1 protein-coding gene is annotated in these 449 nt (G+C 39.2%); it reads right to left on the minus strand.

Translation table 11 applies throughout. The features are described from left to right. Window positions 1-400: DUF4932 domain-containing protein (locus tag LE190_RS22275; RefSeq protein WP_225240614.1), on the minus strand; the 400-nt coding region annotated here is incomplete at its 3' end. Between the last annotated feature and the right edge of the window lie 49 nt (window positions 401-449).

A 449-nucleotide genomic window follows, 5' to 3' on the forward strand; every position in this document is an offset into this window, starting at 1 on the left:
TTGTATAATCGAACTTCTTTTCTAACCATTCTTTTTGCTCGGCAATGGAAGCATATTCCTGATATGCTGTACGAAGGCTGTCGTAATAGCCTTGATGCTCTTTGTAGAATGCCCGGTATCCGCTCTTTCTGGCGAATTCTTCCAGGTCGTTTTTGTAAGCGGGGATAGGATTTGATTTCACCTGATAATTTCCAACTCCTCTCGCTGGAAAAATATAGATGTTTGTAGGTACTAATTGGTCGTTTTTAAATTTAAAGCCATATACATTGGCCGCTAAGAGGAAATAGTTCGTTAGATTCGCTCGTAGTTGCTGGTCAAATTTCTTTACGATAGGCAGATTGGAAAATGGGGTAAAATGTGCTTTGACCTCTTCAAAATACGCCGTATTCTGCTTGGTCATGTTTGGATTTTCCTTACCAAAGTCAGTTATCGCAAAGATAATATAGATG

Origin of the sequence: Massilia hydrophila (assembly GCF_020208145.1) — a bacterium.
GTDB classification, from domain to species: Bacteria; Pseudomonadota; Gammaproteobacteria; order Burkholderiales; family Burkholderiaceae_D; genus Telluria; species Telluria hydrophila.